Below are 16,691 nucleotides of genomic sequence, written 5' to 3'. Positions count from 1 at the left end.
CCAGCGGGACGAGCTATCTCACTGGAGATTTGTATACAAAGAGTATTTCTAGCGCGTTTCCGTTGGTTCAAGCCGCGTTACATGCCAGTACAGCGGAAAGATTTGTATACGAACTAGCCGTTGCGCAGGCCCACCACCAAGGCCTCGTCCTTCGCGATGTGCTCGCCCATCAGATAACCCGCCTGGACCGGCGACCGGCCGAGGATGGCCTGGGCGATGGCCGCGTGCTCACTCCACGAGCCGGCCGTCCGGGTTTCCAGCTGCTGATCGAAGATCCACGACACCCGCCCCAGGATCTGGCCGAGCATGATCTGGAGCTGGTGATTGCCCGAGGCACGCCCGACCAGCGTGTGGAACTGCACGATCAGCGACGGCAGTTGTTCGTGCGCCGCGGTGCCGCGCCCCAGCTCGACGACCCGCCGGAGTTCGTCGGCGACCTCTCCCCCGCCGCGCTCGGCGGCCAGCTGCGCCGCCAGCACCTCGAGGCCGCGCCGCACCTGCACCAGTTCCAGCGCGGCCGCCCCCGCGGTGTCCGAGACCGTCGCGCCGCGATAGCGGATCAGGGTGACGAACCCCTCGCTGTGCAACTGCGACAACGCTTCTCGGATCGGCACCCGCGAAACCTCGAATCGCCGAGCCAGATCCGTCTCGCGTAACCGGTCGCCCGGCGCCAGACGTCCCGCGAGGATGTCCTCCCGCACCGCGTGCGCGATCGCCTCCCGCGGTGCCACTCCGATACTCTCTCCACCGGCGGCCACGCCGAGAGCGTAGCGGCTGACGGCATGCCGGGGCCGCAGCTGCCATGATGGAAAGGCCGCCGGAACGGGGAGGATCGTCATGCGTCTGATCTCGCTGCTGATGTTCGTGTGGTTGATCGTCGGGGTGGTGGCCGCCGGCCAGCGGGGCTATCTCACCCAGATGTCGCAGAGCTGTGGCGATTTCGGAACCATCGCGCTGAATGTGGTCGCCGGTCCGCTGAACTACCTCGGTGTCGACCCCAAGGTCACCGAATGCACACTGCCCGAACCCAGTTCGACACCGTCGTGACGGCCGCTCAACGCTCGCGCGCGACGTTGTCGAGGATGGTCTTCCACGCGGTGGCCCAGGCCGCCGAGGCGGGCGCGGTGAACTCGGCGTGACCGACGCCGGGGAGTATCTGTAGGTCCGTCGTGTTCCCGGCGCGGCGAGCGGCGCCGACGTAGCGGCGGCTCTGCTCGACGTCCACCACCCGATCGGCCTCTCCGTGCAACGCGCTGATGTGGATGCCGCGCGGCAGATGCTCGATCGGCGACGCCTCCAGGTAGCGGTCGGGAACCTCGTCGGGGCCGCCGCCGAGCAGCTTGCGCACCGCCGCGTCACGGCCGTTCCGCACCGCCAGCACCGGATCCAGCACCCCGGCCAGCACCGTGAGGCTGCGGATCCGAACCGCTTGCCGCGCATCGGGATTCGCCGCGAGCCGGCCCGCCGCCCACGCGGCCAGATGCCCACCGGCGGAGTGCCCGGCCAGATGCACGCGCCGCAGGTCCAGCCGTCGGCCGGAACGCTGCTGGACCACGGTCGCCAGCGCGTCGACGGCCTGCTCGACATCGGTGAGGGTGACCGGCCAGCCCCCCGCGCCGTTCACCCGCCGGTACTCGATGTTCCAGACCGCGACACCCTGCTGGGCCAATGCCGTGGACTGCGAGGCGAATTGCGCCAGCGTCCGATACTGCGCCCAACTCCCGCCGTGAACCAGCACCACCACCGGGAACGGACCGGAACCGCTCGCGGGCAGGTACAGGTCGCCGTAGGTATCCGCGGCGTTCCCGTAGCCGATGCGCAGCGGCGTCTCCGGTGTCGCGGGCGCGCCCGCGGCGAACACGGCGGGAGTCGCCGGTTCGACCGCCCCGTATCCGGTGGTCAAGGCCACGGCCGCGAACACCGCCGTCACGGCCAGTGCCCGTAACCGGCCGCGCCTGGTTCCCAGCACGATCGGGCACCTCCGTACTCGGTGATCACTCGCCCCGGCAATCCTAGCCGTCTACCACCATCCGAGTATCGGCTGCAGCCGGCGCCCCAGCGGACCGGCCAGTGACCGCGAGTAGCTGGCCGTCAGGTGATGCTCGTCGTGGTAGACGAGCACGTTGCCGCCGACCACCGGGCACACGTCCGGCTGGCAGACGGCGTCGGTCATGTCGACCGGGAAGACGTTGGGGAACCGGGAGGCCGGCTCGAGTTCCGGATCGACGGGGTCCAGCGCGTCCGTCCGGCGCATGCCGCACGCGATCGGATTGCCGCCCTGGGCAAGGCAATCCGCCGCCCGGTACCGCACGCCGTCGCGCCGCAGCCACGGGGTGTCGCGGACCGCGACGACGTTCAGCCCGCGCTCGCCCAGAGCCGACCACACGTCGAGGTAGTCCTGCGGGGTCTCGTCGCCGCCCTCGTCGCGCGGGCGGGTGCCGGTGGTGAAGACCCAGTCCGGCCGATCGGCGTCGAGGCGATCGATGGCGGCGCGCGACCAGTCGCGGCAGTCCGGATTCGACTCGCCCTTGTAGGTCGCGTCCTCGGCGAGCGTGAGCGGACAACCCATCTTCAGATACACCTGGATGCGGAACGAGTACTGCGCGGCCAGCACCTGCAGTGCCGGAACCCAGTGCTCGGCATGGGAACTCCCGGCCACCGCGAGCGTGCGGGTCGCGGCCGGATCGCCGTAGGTGCAGGTGACGACCTCGCGGGTATCCCAGTCCGCGATGCACCCGTCCGCGGTGGGTGGCGGCACATCGGCGGGCGCCTCGAACACGCTGGGACGCATCGACGCGTGCGGCACGGGCGCGCCGGAGTCGAGCGCCTCCGCACCGGGATACTGCGCCACATCCAGATCGGCGACCGCGTGCGGCGGGTTCAGCCTGGTCACGGCGACCTGCCAGGTGCCCGCGGCGACGGCCACCAACACGGCGACCAGCGCGACCGCCAATCCGGCCGCCCGGCGGTAGCCGACGAACGCGGCAAGGCCGGTCCGCGCGGGGCGCGTCCGCAACCGCAGCGGTTCCTCGACCCAGCGCTGTGTCACCCACGCCAGCAACACCGAGAGCACGATCACCAGGAGCCCGCCGGCGAATCCGGCGTCGGTGCGGTTCTGGTCGGCGAGGAAGAAGATCAGGATCGGCCAGTGCCACAGATACAACGGATAGGCGAGATCGCCGAGCCACCGCGCGGTCCGGCCCGACAGGATCCGGATCGGCCACGGCGCCCGGTCGCCGGTGTGACCGTTGCCCGCGACGATGACGGCCACGGCCGCACCGACCGGCAGCAGCGCGGCGGGACCGGGAAAACGGTTGGCGCCGTCGAGGATCAGCCATCCGCACAGCACCACCCCGGCCAGTCCTACCCAGGCCAGCACGGCGCGCACGACCCGCGGCGGCGACAGATACGGGGCGGCCAGCGCCAGCCCCGCTCCCACCAGCAACTCCCAGGCCCGCGCCACGCTGTCGTAGTAGTTCCAGCCCTGCTGGGTGGCCGTGCCGTGCGCCGCGTAACCGAACGACAGCAGGGCCGCCCCGACGACCAGCACGCCCAGCACCGGGCGCGCGCTCTCGGGCCGCCCGAGCCACCGCGCGGCCCGGACCAGCGCCGCGACCACCAGCACCGCCACGAGATAGAACTGGCCCTGCACCGACATCGACCACAGGTGCTGCAGGGGGCTCACCGACGGGTCGGCCGCCAGATAATCCGACCACGTCGATGCCAGCTGCCAGTTCTGGACGTAGCACAGCGAGGCCAGGGTCTGCGCGGCGATATTCGCCCACTGCGTGTAGGGCCGCAGCACGACCGCGGCCAGCAGACCGGCGCCGAGCACCACGACCATGGCGGGCAGCAACCGGCGCGCGGTGCGGCGCAGCGTGAAAACCACACCCACGGAACCGGTTCCGTCCGCCCGCCGCAGGAGCAGGCCGGTGAAGAAGAAGCCGGACAACACCAGGAACACGTCCACACCGCCGGACACCCGGCCGAACCAGATGTGGAACACCACCACCAGCGCGATGGCCACACCGCGCAGACCGTCCAGATCCGCGCGATAGCCGGAGACCGGTGGTGCGCCGTACAGCGGTCGGTTCCGACCGCGAACGAGCACAGCAGGATGAAGGCGGATCGACGGCGACACGACCATTCTCTTACCACGGGTAAAGATTCCGGGCCACTCGTTCGGAAGTCTCGGGGCTCGAGCGCGTAGCAACGGGCGGGCCGCGAACGACACACAGGATGTGAGCGAGCGCCTCGGTCGAACACGGTGTGGATCAAGGCCACCGGGCCGGGGCGGCGAAATGGGAAGAGGGTCGTCGAGGTGCGGGATCATCCCTCGATCAGTATTCGCCTGCTGCGGGCCGGGCCGTGGAGCGGCAATCCCCTGATGCGGTCGGGCGACCGGGCACTGGGCGTGCTGCGCGTGGTCGCGGTGCTGGCCTGTCTGGTCGCGGTGCCGTTCGCGGGAGCGGTCGGCACCGCGGTGTACGGCGGCCACGCCGACCGGATTCGCGTCGAGCACGCGACCCGGGCGCGCGTCGAGGCCACGGTCGTCGAGGACCCGCACCGGGTGCGGGCGGCGCGCGGCGGCACGGAGGCCACGGTGCGGTGGGATCGTGACGGCCGCACCGGCACCGCGGTCGTGTCGGTGCCCGAGAATGTGTCCCGCGGTGCGCGGGTGACGGTGTGGCTGGACCCGGGCGGTACTCCGACCGTCCCGCCGACCTGGTCCGGCGCCGCGGTGCTGGCCGGGATCGCCGCGGGTGCGGGTGTGGTCGCGGCGACCGCGCTGAGCGGTGCGGGCCTCTGCGCCGCGATGCAGGGCGCCCTGTTCCGCCATCACACCCGGCGGCTCGATTCCGAATGGCGTCAGTTCAGTCCCGGACACCTCTGACCGTCGGCTCGGCCACGATGTGGACCCGGGGCGCAGCGTGCAGCAACACCTGCGGCGCGTGAAGTGCCGGTCCTGGGATGCGCTTGCCGGGAGGTTCCGAAACGGAAATCCGGTTTGACACGCTGCGCCCGGGTAGACGAGGAACGCGGCAACGCATGCGCTCCACCCCGTACGCTACGGCCTTCCCGCAGTTGGGCAGCCGCCCGAAATATCGCCTCGGACAACCGGACCGAGTTGCCGCAACCGCCCCGCGTCGACAGCCCGGACGGTCTACACTGCGCTCGCCGGGATCGGGGTCGGACAACCAGGGTGGGCGCATGACGAGCGTCGGGGACATCATCGCGGGCCGATACACGTTGCGGGAGCTGTTCCTCCTGGGCGGCGAGGGCATGGTGTGGCGGGCGGCGGACGAGGAGCTGGGCCGCGACGTCGTGCTGAAATGCCCGCGCCCGGACGACACGGGCAGCGCCGAACGCCTGCGGACCGCCGCTCGCAACGCGGCCCGGCTGCGGCATCCCCACATCGTCGGCGTGCACGACATCCTCGTGCGCGACGGGGTGCACTGGCTGGTCATGGAGTACGTGCCGGGGCGTTCGCTGGCCGAGATCGCCCGCCGGGAACGGAAACTCGACGCGCCGACGGCCGCGGCCATCGGCGAGCAGATCGCCGGCGCGCTGGCCCACTGCCACGAGAACGGCATCCTGCACTGCGACGTCTCCCCCGAGAACATCATCGTCACCGACGCGGGCGACGCCCTGCTGACCGACTTCGGCAGTTCCCTGGACCTGCGCGACGCGCCCACCGGCGAGAGCCCGAAAATCGATGCGGCACGGGGCAAATGGCAGTATCTGGCGCCCGAGGTCGAGCGCGGCGCGCCGCCCGGCCCCAAGGCGGACGTCTTCGCGCTGGCCGCGTCGCTGCGGGCCGTCACCGCGCACCGCCGCCATCCCGGCCCGCTCGAGGCGGTGCTGGACCAGCAGTTGCAGCCGAGCCCGCAGCACCGTCCGACCGCCGCGGCCGCGGCGACCCGGTTCGCGCGCGTAGAACGCCCCGCGCGCGGCTGGAATCGCGTGCTGCTCCGGCGGATCACCACGGCGACAGCGGAATTCGTCGCGGTGGCATCGATCGTCACGGCCGGTGCGATGATGCCCGTCGCCGCGGCGGACAATTCGATCGGCGACCCGCGCACCGCCGACCCCTGCGCGCTGCTCGACCCGGCCACGCTTGCGCCGTACGGGCGGATCGATCTGACCACCGACGAGGCCAACTTCGACACCTGCGATCTGCGGGTTCGGCAGTGGGGCGAGGATTTCCACCCCGACACCGGCCATGTCCGGCTGAGACTGTCGGCCGACGCGCCCGAGCAGACCTCGCAGATCGCGTTCACGCGCGCCGGGAACATCACGATCGCCGCCGAACCGCCGAGCGGCGCCAGATGCATTCGGACCCTGATGCTTTCGGGTGGCGGCAATATCGAGATCACCGGTGAGCGCCTGGTGCCCGACGGGCCGGACCCGTGCGCGCTGGCCGACGCCGTGGTCGTCGGCGCGCGAAACATCCTGTGGCACGGCCCGATACCGCGGCGGCCGGGACCCTTCGGGGCGGATTCGCTGGCGCGGCACGAGGCGTGCGGCCTGGTGGACGGATCGATGCTCGCCAAGGTGCCGGGCATCGACGCCGTTCACCCCGCCGCCGGATTCGGCGACTGGTCGTGCCGGTGGGACAGCACCATCGACGGCCATGTGACGCTGCGCTACGACCGCGACGCGCCGAAGACGGCGGCAGCCGGGCAGCCGCTGCTGCTCGCGGGCCTACCCGCCTTCCGCCGCTCGGACCGCAACGACTGCACCGTGCAGATCGAGTACCGCCGTTTCCGGGGGCCGTCGGGCGGCGACCACGCCGAGGTCGTCGTGATCAGGTATGCCGGAACGCCCGCACCGCCCGAACAACGCTGCGCCACCGTCACCGAGCTGGCGACCACCGTCGCGATCAACCTGACTCGGTGAGGCGCGGTCACCGGGGCCGGAGTGTGACGGTCACCGTCCGATTCGCTTGCGGCCCTGCGTCCGTCCCGTCAGGGAACGGTGGCGCGGTGGCGCCCGCGCTGGCCAGGAGAAACATCGACAAGGGCAGGCCGGTGGCGACGGCCAGATGCGCGGCGACGGTGCGGGCACGGGCGAGACCGAGTTCGGCAGCGTCGATGTATCCGAGGGTGGGCGAGACGGTCGCGGCCTCGGTGTGACCGGTGACCGTCACCGTCACCCGGTCGGCGAACGAGGGCAGCACCGAGGCGAAACGGTCCAGCGCCATCTCTCCGTTGCCCGCCAATTCCGTTCCTACGGAGAACATTCCGCCGGGGAAAGTGACGGTGAGGGCGTCCGCGCTCGGGTAGGCGCGCAGCGCAGGTTCGGCGGCCAGCGCCGCCGCCAGGTCCCGCAGTGTCGCGTCACGGTCGGCCACCGCACGGTCGAACCGGTCGGCGACCGCGCCGACCTGCCTCGAAAGCCGCTGCTGCTCGCCGCGCAGCACATCGAGCCGGGCCGACAGCTCCGCGCCGCGCACCGGATAGTGCTGGATCACCGCGATACCGCCCGCCCCGATCGCCGCGGCCGCCACCAGCGTCAGTCCCGCCCGGACGGGATGCTTCCGCGCCCGGCGCGCCTGGAGCGCGGCCAGCCGCCGACGGCCCGCCCGCGCCGCGGCAGCGTCCCCACCCGCCTGCTGCGCTCGCGCCCAGCAGTCGTCCGCGTCGGCGAATTCCCCACGCTGCGCATGGATTCGGGCCAGCAGGTCGAGCACGTCCGGGTCCGCGCCCTCTCGTCCACCGGCCTCGTGCAACATCTGTTCGGCCTCGTCGTAGTGTCCCGCACCGGCCAGTCGCGCGGCCTGCGCGATCGCGGCGGTCACCAGCGCCGTCCCACGGTGCTGCCGAACGCCCCGCCGCCGGCTTGCGCACCGGTCTCGTCGGGCGCCAGCTTGTCGAGTTGCGTGAGAACCTGGCGCAGCTCGAGGTTGTCCCCGCGCGCCAGCGCGGCCCGGCCTCTGCGGAGCGAATCCTGCACCGCCGGGTCCGGATGCTCGCCGAGCTCCTGCTCGCGGGCGCCGAAGATCACCGCCTCCAACCGGCCCGAATCGCGCAGCACCTCCGCGAAAACCTCACGCACGACGTCGATCTGGCGGCACAGCACGGTGTCGTCCTCGGCCGTCACCGCATGTCGGATGGACCGCTCGGCCTCGCGCAGCGCGGTCCGGCGCGCCGGACTTCCCCAGTTCAGGATCGGCTCGCGCACGGAGTCGAGCAGCCCGTTCGCCTCCTCGACGAGTTCCGGAAAGCGCAGCGCCGCTTCGATATCCGCGACGGCGACCTGGGCGTCGCGCAGCCGGTTCTGGCATTCGCGCGCGGCGTCCGGGTCGACCGCGGCCGCGGCGGCCTGCCGCCGGACATCGTCCAGCGCGCCCTCCCGCACGAAGGCGTCGATCAACCCGGCCGCCCGGGCGCCCCGGGACTCCAGCTGCCCGGCTCGTCGCTCCAGATCGTGCAGGCCCGCCTCGAGATCGTCTGCGGCATGGCGCAATTCGTCGGCATCGGTCGAGGTCGTGCGGCCGAGTTCGACGGTGATGGGGAACTCCTCGTCGAGGATCGGCACGTAGGCGTCCGCGCGCGGCACGAAGCTGGCGTCGATCCGCAGCTGCACCTCCACCTCGCTGCCCGCGGGCACATCGCGAACGATCTGGCTCGGGGTGATATCCAGCGCGCCGACCAGCGTATTGAGATCCGCCCGGGGTCGCTCGCCTTCCACGATGGGCACCCGGATCAGGCCGGTGCGCTCATCGCGCCGCACGGTGACAGTCGACCGCAGGACCTCGCGCGTCTTGGCGGGCAGCTCGGTGCCCTTGCGCGCCAGCCACAAGACCTCGTTGTCGTCCAGCCCGATACCGACCGAATGGCTCAGCGTGGGCGGCGTGCCCACCAGCGTGGTGTGCTTGTAGGTGATCCGCTCCGGATCGCAGTCCAGCGGTGTGCCGCGGGCGTCGCGTACCTCCACCACATACCGGTTGGTGGTCTTCTCCTCGGCGTGCAGCCGCGCGGTGAAGGTGCCGTCGGCGGTGAGCGGAATCTTCCCGCTGTGCCACGCGGGTTCGCCGTCGGGATTGACGAATTCTATGGTGGCGCCGGTCCAATCGCGATCCTCCGCGGCCGCGACCCGCCCGCCGACGAGCGGATCGGGATCGGAACCGACCGGCTGATGCGCCATGTCGATCACCACCTGCCCGCCCCGGGTCGGCCGGGACCGCGGCGGCACCCGCTGAGTGCCCGCGAACAGCGCCGCGCCCCGGGCCACGACGGTGACCGGGTCCAGGCTGTGGTCCAGCGGCAGCCCCAGCCCCTCGCCCGGATCGGCCAGCAGCTGCCGCAGGGTCGGCGCCAGCGTCGCGCCACCGACCAGCAGCACCCGGTCGATCTCGCCGGTCGCGAGCTCGGATTCGGCGAGCGCCTTGCGGCACAGGGCGATCGAGCGCCGATAGAACGGCATGGCGAGCCGTTCCAGGTCCGCGCGGGTGATCTCGTAGGGGAATTCGACGACCGCGCCGTCCGCGCCGTCGAGCAGCACCTCGCCGGAGACCGAGGCGGCGCGCGACAACTGAATCTTCGCGGTCTCGGCCGCGGCCTTCAGTTTGGCGACGGTGCCGGCGTAGCGCCGGTTCCCGCGCGCCAGCTCCGGAATCCCCAGGGCGCCGCGGGCCGCCGGGATCAGCAGCTCCTCCACGACCGCCCAGTCGATCAGCTTGCCGCCGAGAAAGTTGTCCCCCGCGTGGTTGATCGTGCTGAACTCGCCGTCGGCGACCCGGATGACGGCCGCGTCGAAGGTGCCGCCGCCGAAGTCGTAGACCAGCCAGAAGCCGCGCTCGGCCGGTCCGTGCGCGCTGTAGGCCCACGCCGCCGCGCTCGGCTCCTGGATGAGCGGCGCGAACTCGAGCCCGGCCTGCGCGGCGGCGGTGCGCGTCGCGTCGCACTGGTCGAGTTCGAAGGCGGCCGGGACGGTGATGACCGCGGCGTCGATGTCCTCGCCCAGGGCCTGCCGGACGTCGTCCCGCAGCGATTTCAGTATCTCCGCGGACAGATCCGCCGGGCTCATGCTCAGGTCCGCGGCGCGAAAGTGCTTGTGCGCGCCGCGCATTCCCATCTGCAACTTGAATTCGGCGCACGCGTTGTCGGGATCCGCGTCGACCCGCTCCTTGGCCACCGCGCCCACCCGCACGTGTTTCATGCGGTTCACATACACCGCCGACGGCGTGTACTCGCCCTGGTCGTTGTTGCGGATCACGCGTGCGCTGTCGGCGTCGACAACCGCGATGGCACTGTTCGTGGTGCCCAGGTCTATCCCGAAATCGATGGTCTCGCGCGTCATGCTGGTTGTCCTTTCTCGGGCATTCCCACGATCACCTGGCCGGTCTGGATGCAGCGCCCGGACCGGTAGACCGACGGCCGCACGGTCTCCACGACGAGTTCGCGATCTATGCCGGCGCGCGCCTCGTAGGCCATGACCCGCAGCGACAGGCCGGGGTCGAAGACCGCGCCGTCGTGATCCTGGATGCGGACCTGTGCGTCGGCCAGGCGTTCGGCGACAGCGGTCAGGTTCCGGGTGGCCAGCCGCTGCGCCTTGGCCGCCTCGCTGTCCGCCGCGAACCTCTTCAGCACCCGCCACACGCCCGTCGCGACATCGGCGATCACGGCATCGTCCAATCCGGCGACGACCGCCGGGGCCGGCTCCGGATCGGTCACGACGGGCATCGGCAGCGTCTCGAGCTGGTCACCCGGCCGGACCGAATATCGGTCGGGCGCCGGGATGCGGAACTCCGCCGGAAACCGGTGTTGCCGGACGATTCTTCGAATGTTCGAGAGCCCCATGGCTTTTCGGGTCATCGGCCCACCTGTTCGGTTGCGAAACGGTGCAGCCGGTACGCCCGCCAGGCCCACAGCAGTCCGGCCAGCGCCAGTACAACCAGGAAGTTGCGCAGTTCGGTCGCTCCCTCGTACGGCCGCACGAGCAGCGTCACCAGCCCGAGCAGCACGACCAGCCGCCAGATCCGGGCGCGGACCGTCAGCGGCACCTTGCCGTAGTAGTAGGTCTCGTCGCGCAGGTAGGAGGCCATCGGGATCGGCACGAAGCACGGCGCGGCGTAGTGCGTGGTAACGAAGGTGCCGTCCGCCGCGAGTGCCCGGCTGCCCATCACGAACGAAAAGCCGATGAACCAAAATCCCTCGAACAGGCCGCCTCGGGGCGGCGGCGCGACGATGGCTCGGGGCTCGGCCAGCACCGCGTCGAGTTGTCTGCGCACCGCCGGGTCCGCGGTGCGGCGGCGCCAGGCGCGCAGCCGGTCCGCGGCGCTGTTGACCCGGCCCAGCGTGATCAGGTCCGCGACACTCCCGGTGACGGACTCGGCGGCGACCACGTCGCGGTTGCTGCCCACCAGCTCGATCGTGGTGGCCAGCCGGGCCATCTCGCCCGCCCGCGTCAGCAGCGCCAGTGCGGCCGCGGTATCCGACGTCGACCGCAGATGCGTTGTCGCACAGCGGTTCAGGGTCCGCGCCACCTGATCGGAGGCCGCCTCGCTGACCGGATCGTCGTCGCCGAGCAGTGCCGCCGTCACGGCCAGCGCGGGCGTGGCACGCTCGACCAGGGTCCACCCAGCCGCCGCGGAGTCCTCGCCGTCCGCCGCCGCGGCATGCTCGGCCGTCGCGCACGCGGCCGCGATCCGGGCCTCCAGCGGCCGCGTGGCGCCCCGCAGCGCCGCGTCGATCAGGTCGTCGTCCAGGGGCGACTCGTCGAGCAGGCGCAGATGCCAGTCCGCGGCGGCGGGACCCACCGACTCGACCACCTCGACGGCCAAGGCGACGCTGACGTCGATCAGGTGCCGCGGCAGCCGCTCCCGCAGGCGGCGGACCACGCCGGTGGTCAACCGGGGGTCGTCGATCTCACCGACGCGCTCGCGGGCCCGCTCCCAGGTCCGCTCCGCGTCGAGCACGCCCGACCACCGCCGCAGAGCGTCGGCCCAGCGCTGCGCCCGGGGGTCGTTCTCGAAATCCTCGGCACTGTGGTCGGTGGGTGAATATTCTTCCAGCACAGCGCAATGCGCGCGCACAGCGGCGTCGTGCTCGGCGTCGGTCTGCCACAGCCAGAGCATTTCGTGGATCAGGCGCGCCACCGGATCCCGCAGCGTCTCGAACGCCATCTTCACCGCGTCCACGTCGGGCGCCGGGTCCGGCGGTAGGTCACCGGTCGCCTGGTACGGCACGCCCAGCCGCTCCGACAGCGTCAACTCCGCACGGCGGCGGCGGATTACGGTCGGCGAGGCGGTCGTGGGCACGCCGGTCACCCGGAAAGCGTTATTGCGATACATCCCCGTGCCGGTGAGCGGGCGAAGGATCCGGTCCAAGTCGTCGGCGCGCCGCGCCAGGTCCGTCTCCGCCGTGCCGTCCCGGCCGGGCGCCGCGGTACTCACGTCACAACTCCTTTGCGCCACAGGCGAAGCCGGCCCTCGTACGCTTCACGCAAACGGGGCGACCGGCCGAACGCCTCTTCCATCACATCGGCGGCCTCGGGCAGGGTCGCGGCCTGCCGGGCCAGGGTCAGGGCGCGCTCTGCCAGCCGCTCCGCATGCCGTTCGTCCGCCGGGGAACGATTCCCGAGCACCGTCTTCGAAGTGTGCTGGGACAGACGCGCCGCCTCGGAGCCACCGCCTGCGCGGTCCCGCCGGCTCTCGAACTGCTTGGCCAGCGCGCCGGCGTCGGGAGTGCGTGCGGTCGCGTCGGGGTCCAGCGCCGCCAGCACGATCCGGTCCAGTTCCTCGTCCACCTCGGCGTTCAGCTCGTGCGGCGGACGCGGCGGACGCCGTCGCTGCGTGCCGAAAAACGCTGCGGCACGGCCGTCTTCGTGTGCGCCGTCGTCGTAGGGCAGGGTATCGGTGAGCAGTAGATAGGCGATGGTCCCGATGGCCCACACGTCACCGGCCCGGGAATCCCCGTTCGGGTCCAGCAGCGACTCCGGCGATTTGAACGCCAGCGTGCCTCGCGTACTCGCCAGCAGCGTGAGCGGGTTGATCCGCTTCGCCAGCCCGAAATCGCTGATGCGGGCGCGCAATCCGGCCGGGTCGTAGCCGACCAGAATGTTCTGTGGCGTGAGGTCGCGATGGATGATGGGCGGCTGTGCCGAATGCGCGACGGCCAGCCCCTCCGAGATCTGCTGCAGGATCCGCACCGAATCGGCCACCGGTACGAACCGCTCGCGGTGCGAGGTCCAGAAGCTCTGCAGATTGCCGCCCGCGATGTATTCCATGGTGAAATAGCCACATTCGCCGCGTGCGGTGGTCACCGTGTTGGCGTCGAACACCCGGATGATGTTGGGGTGCCCCATCTGCGACAACATGATGGCCTCGCCGAGCATGTCCTCGTTCTCCGCCGCGGTGCCGGTGCGTTTGAAGACCTTCATCGCCTGCCGTCCGAGGATGCGGTGGCGCACGCGGTACACCTCGGCGAACGCGCCCTCGCCGAGAAACCGCTCGACCTCGTAGGTGCCGCCGATGCGCTGCCCCTCCCGCAGCAGGCGCATCAGCCCTCGCCACCGAAATCGATCAGGGCCAGATCGCGCGGGACGAGGGTGCCGGACAGCATCAGTTCCTGAATCAGGTTGTGGTTCAGCATGTTTCCGATCGGCTGCGGCACCTCGTCGGCGGTCAGCCCGGATACGCCGAGGCCGCACAGGCGCAGGCGGACACCGAGGACGAGGTCTTCCACCCGGCGGCGCTTCCAGCCCGCGTCCGGCTCGAGGTAGGCGAGTAGTCGCGCGGTCGCGTCCCACGTCCACGGCTGCGGGCGCGCTTCGTGACGCAGGTACCGCTGGCCCAGTACGACCAGCGCCAGGCGTTCGGCATCGGTGAGGTCGTAGGACACCGCCGGGCTGGTCACGTGCCGGTGCCGGGGACCGGGCTCGCGCAGTTCGGCATTGCTGACGAAGATCTCCAGCAGATGCTCCCGCCGCTCCGACCCGCGAATGAACAGCGGCGTGTAGCCGGGCTCCAACGCCACCGGGTCCTCGTCGCGGAACAGCAGGCACGATTCGGCGACCCGGATCGGCTGGGCGCCCAGGTTGCGCACCCACCACCGGCCGTTGCCGCACACCAGGGTGCCCTGGTGACGGCTGATCCGCAGATCGTTCTCGCCGACACACACGTGCACCAGCGGCCGGTTGCGTCCGAAGACGACCTTGCGCCCCTCCTTCGGGCCGAAACTGACCCCGCCGACGAGCGACAGCGCCGACACCGTCCCCGCCACCGGTGCCGACACGCCTCGGGCGAGGCTGTCGTGCGAGGCGGGCAACCGCTGTCCGCCTACGGGTTCCAACGTGCGGCACATCCGAATCACCCTGCCTCTCCGTCGCCGAGTTGCCGTCGCACCGATCCTGACAGCGATCGCCGGGACCGGTCCCGGAAATGTGTCGCAGCCGCCGCCGGGCGCCCGAGATGCGGTTAGGGTGAGCCGCGAATCGGTTGGCGGTCCGCTGGTTTCGGAGTCGCCCGGAGGTAGGGGAGACACGGTGCTCGTTCCGCTGCACGACGACGGCGGCACGCCGCTGGACTACGTCGCCATGGCACTGGGCTGGGCCCCGGCGCTGGGCCGTCGCTGGTTCGGGGCGCGCCGGCGGCCGATCGATCTCAACGCCGCCGCACTGCTGTTCGACGGCGATCGGTTGCTGGAGGTCGTCTATCACGAGCACTTCGATTCGGCCGACGGCGCCGTCCGCCTGCACGGCGACAACGTCACCGGCGTGGGCCGCGGCGACGACGAGGTGCTCACGGTCGACTTCACGCTGCTGCCGGGCGAGGTCGACGCGGTGGTCCTCCTGATCACCTGCTACACCGACCAGACCTTCGAGGACATCGACAGAGCCTTCTTCCGACTGTTCGACGCCGACTCCGGTGCGGAGGTCGCCCGCTACAACCTGCCGCGCGGTCCGCACACCGGACTGGTGGCGGGCGTGCTGGAACGCGGGCCCGCCGAGTGGCGGTTCCGGCAGGTCGTCGAGGGCATCTCGGCGCGGCACCCGGCCGACGCGGTGCCGCTGCTGAGCCGCTATCTGGGCTGAGCGCGCCGCCGATTCGCCGGTTTCCACCCCGCCCGCCGCCGAGTCCTGGTGACATGGTTGCCGGTGCGCGGCACCGGAAGGAGGCGAAGATGTGGTCGCTACAACAGATTTCGGACCGGCTGGAGATCGAGGATCTCATGGTCCGGTACTCGCACGCGGTCGATACGCGGCAGTGGGAGCTGCTCGACGAGATCTTCACCGCGGACGCGACAATCGACTACACCGCGATGGGCGGACCGAAAGGCGACCTGGCGGAGACCAAAACCTTTCTCGCGCAGACGATGCCGAATTTCCTGGCATTCCAGCATCTCATCAGCAACTCGTCGATCACCGTCGACGGCGACCGGGCCACCGGCCGGACCATGTGCCACAACCCGATGGTCGTCGCGGACCACACGGGCAAGCAGAGCCTCATGCTGTGCGGCCTGTGGTACCTCGACACCTTCGAGCGGGTCGACGGTCACTGGCGCATCGCGCGCCGCGAGGAGGAGAAGAGCTACCTGTTCGTCGCGCCGTCCGCGGGCTGAACCGGCGCCGGAATCAGCGGCGTCCGCGTGCGTTGTCACGACTATGACATCGTTGCACTCGGTACGGTTCTCGATCCTGGACCGCTCCCGCGTCCGGCAGGGTCAGACCCATCCGGCGGCGCTGCGGGACACGGTCGAATTCGCGCAGCTCGCCGAGCGGTGGGGTTATCACCGGTTCTGGGTGTCGGAACATCACAGCGTGCCGGGCGTGGCCGGGTCCGCGCCGACCGTGCTGGCCGCCGCCGTCGCCGCGGCCACCGACCGGATCCGGGTGGGCACCGGCGGCGTGATGCTGCCCAACCATCAACCGCTCGTGGTCGCCGAGCAGTTCGGGGTGCTGGAGTCGCTGTTCCCGGGCCGGATCGACATGGGCCTGGGCCGATCGGTCGGCTTCACCGGGGGCATCCGCCGGGCGCTCGGACACGACCGGGAGGCCGCCGACGACTTCGATGCCCAGCTCACCGAGCTGCTGGACTACTTCACCGGCGGCCGGGACGGGGTGCACGCCTGGCCTGCCGAGGGGTTGCGGGTCCCGGCATTCCTGCTCGCGATCGGTTCCGGCGCCGAGCGGGCGGCGCGATTCGGGCTGCCGCTGGTCATCGCGGCCGCGCACGGCGAGGACGCGATGGTGCGCTCGATCGAGCAGTACCGCACGGACTTCCGGCCCACTGCGTGGGGTGCGGCGCCCGTGGTGATCGTGTCCGGCTCGGTGGTCGTCGCCGATTCCGCCGAGCAGGCGCGGCGGCTGCTGATGCCGGAGGCGTGGTCGGCCGCGTATTCCCGCACCCGCGGCGAATTCCCCGCACTGCTGCCGCCCGAGGCCATCGATCCGGCGACGATGACCGAACGCGAACGACGCCTCTTCGACGAATCGATGCAAGGGCAGCTGGCGGGCACCGAGGAGACCGTCGCGGCCGGACTCGAACGGCTGCTCGAACGCACCGGCGCCGACGAGATACTCGTCCACACCAGCACCTACGACCGCGCGGCCCGGCTGGAATCGCATCGGCGGCTGGCACGACTGGCCGGACTCGCGAAAATCCCCGCATAAAAAGCTCTGTGCCCCGCTCAGGGGCACAGAGCCTTGGTCGCCTCGAGGGCACGAACCAGTGTTGAGCCTATTTC

General features: G+C 71.1%; 15 protein-coding genes. 6 read left to right on the top strand and 9 right to left on the bottom strand.

From position 1 onward, the window contains the following. Nucleotides 1-113: 113 nt before the first annotated feature. Nucleotides 114-758 (bottom strand): GntR family transcriptional regulator, encoded by a 645-nt coding sequence (locus tag ACFMRZ_RS30295; RefSeq protein ID WP_400181690.1) that lies wholly within the window; start codon nt 756-758, stop codon nt 114-116. Nucleotides 759-837: 79 nt separating this feature from the next. Here ACFMRZ_RS30295 and ACFMRZ_RS30290 point away from each other — a divergent pair, with 79 nt between their 5' ends. After that, on the top strand, nt 838-1,047 hold the full coding sequence (locus tag ACFMRZ_RS30290; protein ID WP_280273266.1) for a hypothetical protein: 210 nt from the start codon (nt 838-840) through the stop codon (nt 1,045-1,047). Nucleotides 1,048-1,054: 7 nt separating this feature from the next. Here ACFMRZ_RS30290 and ACFMRZ_RS30285 read toward each other — a convergent pair whose 3' ends face one another. After that, nucleotides 1,055-1,969 (bottom strand): alpha/beta hydrolase family protein, encoded by a 915-nt coding sequence (locus tag ACFMRZ_RS30285; RefSeq protein WP_400181689.1) that lies wholly within the window; start codon nt 1,967-1,969, stop codon nt 1,055-1,057. 51 nt (nt 1,970-2,020) lie between these two features. Beyond that, complete coding sequence (locus ACFMRZ_RS30280; RefSeq protein WP_400181688.1) at nt 2,021-4,147, bottom strand: acyltransferase family protein; 2,127 nt, start codon at nt 4,145-4,147, stop codon at nt 2,021-2,023. Between the two features lie 174 nt (nt 4,148-4,321). On the opposite strand from ACFMRZ_RS30280, the gene ACFMRZ_RS30275 reads away from it, so the two are divergent. Further along, complete coding sequence (locus ACFMRZ_RS30275) at nt 4,322-4,894, top strand: hypothetical protein (protein WP_280370516.1); 573 nt, start codon at nt 4,322-4,324, stop codon at nt 4,892-4,894. Nucleotides 4,895-5,211: 317 nt separating this feature from the next. Then, a complete protein-coding gene (locus tag ACFMRZ_RS30270; protein ID WP_400181687.1) occupies nt 5,212-6,900 on the top strand; it encodes a serine/threonine-protein kinase in 1,689 nt (562 codons plus the stop codon). A 7-nt stretch (nt 6,901-6,907) separates the two neighbouring features. Here ACFMRZ_RS30270 and ACFMRZ_RS30265 read toward each other — a convergent pair whose 3' ends face one another. From ACFMRZ_RS30265 to ACFMRZ_RS30240, 6 genes are read right to left on the bottom strand one after another with little or no spacing between them, the layout of a single operon-like run. After that, nucleotides 6,908-7,801 (bottom strand): OmpA family protein, encoded by an 894-nt coding sequence (locus tag ACFMRZ_RS30265; protein WP_400181686.1) that lies wholly within the window; start codon nt 7,799-7,801, stop codon nt 6,908-6,910. Further along, the gene (locus ACFMRZ_RS30260) at nt 7,798-10,305 is read right to left on the bottom strand and encodes an Hsp70 family protein (protein WP_400181685.1); all 2,508 of its coding nucleotides are present in this window, start codon (nt 10,303-10,305) and stop codon (nt 7,798-7,800) included. Before ACFMRZ_RS30260 ends, ACFMRZ_RS30265 begins: the two co-directional genes overlap by 4 nt. Next, nucleotides 10,302-10,820, bottom strand: coding sequence for a hypothetical protein (locus ACFMRZ_RS30255; RefSeq protein WP_400181684.1), 519 nt, complete (start codon nt 10,818-10,820; stop codon nt 10,302-10,304). Before ACFMRZ_RS30255 ends, ACFMRZ_RS30260 begins: the two co-directional genes overlap by 4 nt. Then, nucleotides 10,817-12,400, bottom strand: a complete 1,584-nt coding sequence (locus tag ACFMRZ_RS30250) for a hypothetical protein (protein WP_400181683.1) — start codon at nt 12,398-12,400, stop codon at nt 10,817-10,819. Before ACFMRZ_RS30250 ends, ACFMRZ_RS30255 begins: the two co-directional genes overlap by 4 nt. After that, entirely contained in the window at nt 12,397-13,506 is a 1,110-nt protein-coding gene (locus ACFMRZ_RS30245; protein WP_400181682.1) for a serine/threonine-protein kinase, read from the bottom strand. The genes ACFMRZ_RS30250 and ACFMRZ_RS30245 overlap by 4 nt, the downstream gene beginning before the upstream one ends. Then, a complete protein-coding gene (locus tag ACFMRZ_RS30240; RefSeq protein WP_280272444.1) occupies nt 13,506-14,309 on the bottom strand; it encodes a hypothetical protein in 804 nt (267 codons plus the stop codon). Before ACFMRZ_RS30240 ends, ACFMRZ_RS30245 begins: the two co-directional genes overlap by 1 nt. Nucleotides 14,310-14,490: 181 nt before the next feature. On the opposite strand from ACFMRZ_RS30240, the gene ACFMRZ_RS30235 reads away from it, so the two are divergent. The 3 genes from ACFMRZ_RS30235 (at nt 14,491) to ACFMRZ_RS30225 (ending at nt 16,617) form a co-directional block, all read left to right on the top strand. Beyond that, entirely contained in the window at nt 14,491-15,039 is a 549-nt protein-coding gene (locus ACFMRZ_RS30235; RefSeq protein WP_280272445.1) for a TerD family protein, read from the top strand. 89 nt (nt 15,040-15,128) lie between these two features. Then, the gene (locus tag ACFMRZ_RS30230) at nt 15,129-15,566 is read left to right on the top strand and encodes a nuclear transport factor 2 family protein (protein WP_400181681.1); all 438 of its coding nucleotides are present in this window, start codon (nt 15,129-15,131) and stop codon (nt 15,564-15,566) included. A gap of 43 nt (nt 15,567-15,609) precedes the next feature. Continuing rightward, complete coding sequence (locus tag ACFMRZ_RS30225; RefSeq protein ID WP_400181680.1) at nt 15,610-16,617, top strand: MsnO8 family LLM class oxidoreductase; 1,008 nt, start codon at nt 15,610-15,612, stop codon at nt 16,615-16,617. Nucleotides 16,618-16,691: the final 74 nt, after the last annotated feature.

Origin of the sequence: Nocardia sp. N2S4-5 (assembly GCF_044628355.1) — a bacterium.
GTDB classification, from domain to species: Bacteria; Actinomycetota; Actinomycetes; order Mycobacteriales; family Mycobacteriaceae; genus Nocardia; species Nocardia wallacei_B.
The sequence above is the reverse complement of the archived record's forward strand: the minus strand, read 5'-3'. Positions and strand labels throughout refer to the sequence as shown.

Coding starts and splice junctions, on each gene's coding strand:
- ACFMRZ_RS30290 (WP_280273266.1), top strand. CDS start 838: ATGCGTCTGATCTCGCTGCTGATGTTCGTGTGGTTGATCGTCGGGGTG.
- ACFMRZ_RS30280 (WP_400181688.1), bottom strand. CDS start 4,147: ATGGTCGTGTCGCCGTCGATCCGCCTTCATCCTGCTGTGCTCGTTCGC.
- ACFMRZ_RS30270 (WP_400181687.1), top strand. CDS start 5,212: ATGACGAGCGTCGGGGACATCATCGCGGGCCGATACACGTTGCGGGAG.
- ACFMRZ_RS30260 (WP_400181685.1), bottom strand. CDS start 10,305: ATGACGCGCGAGACCATCGATTTCGGGATAGACCTGGGCACCACGAAC.
- ACFMRZ_RS30255 (WP_400181684.1), bottom strand. CDS start 10,820: ATGACCCGAAAAGCCATGGGGCTCTCGAACATTCGAAGAATCGTCCGG.
- ACFMRZ_RS30245 (WP_400181682.1), bottom strand. CDS start 13,506: ATGCGCCTGCTGCGGGAGGGGCAGCGCATCGGCGGCACCTACGAGGTC.
- ACFMRZ_RS30240 (WP_280272444.1), bottom strand. CDS start 14,309: ATGTGCCGCACGTTGGAACCCGTAGGCGGACAGCGGTTGCCCGCCTCG.
- ACFMRZ_RS30230 (WP_400181681.1), top strand. CDS start 15,129: ATGTGGTCGCTACAACAGATTTCGGACCGGCTGGAGATCGAGGATCTC.
- ACFMRZ_RS30225 (WP_400181680.1), top strand. CDS start 15,610: ATGACATCGTTGCACTCGGTACGGTTCTCGATCCTGGACCGCTCCCGC.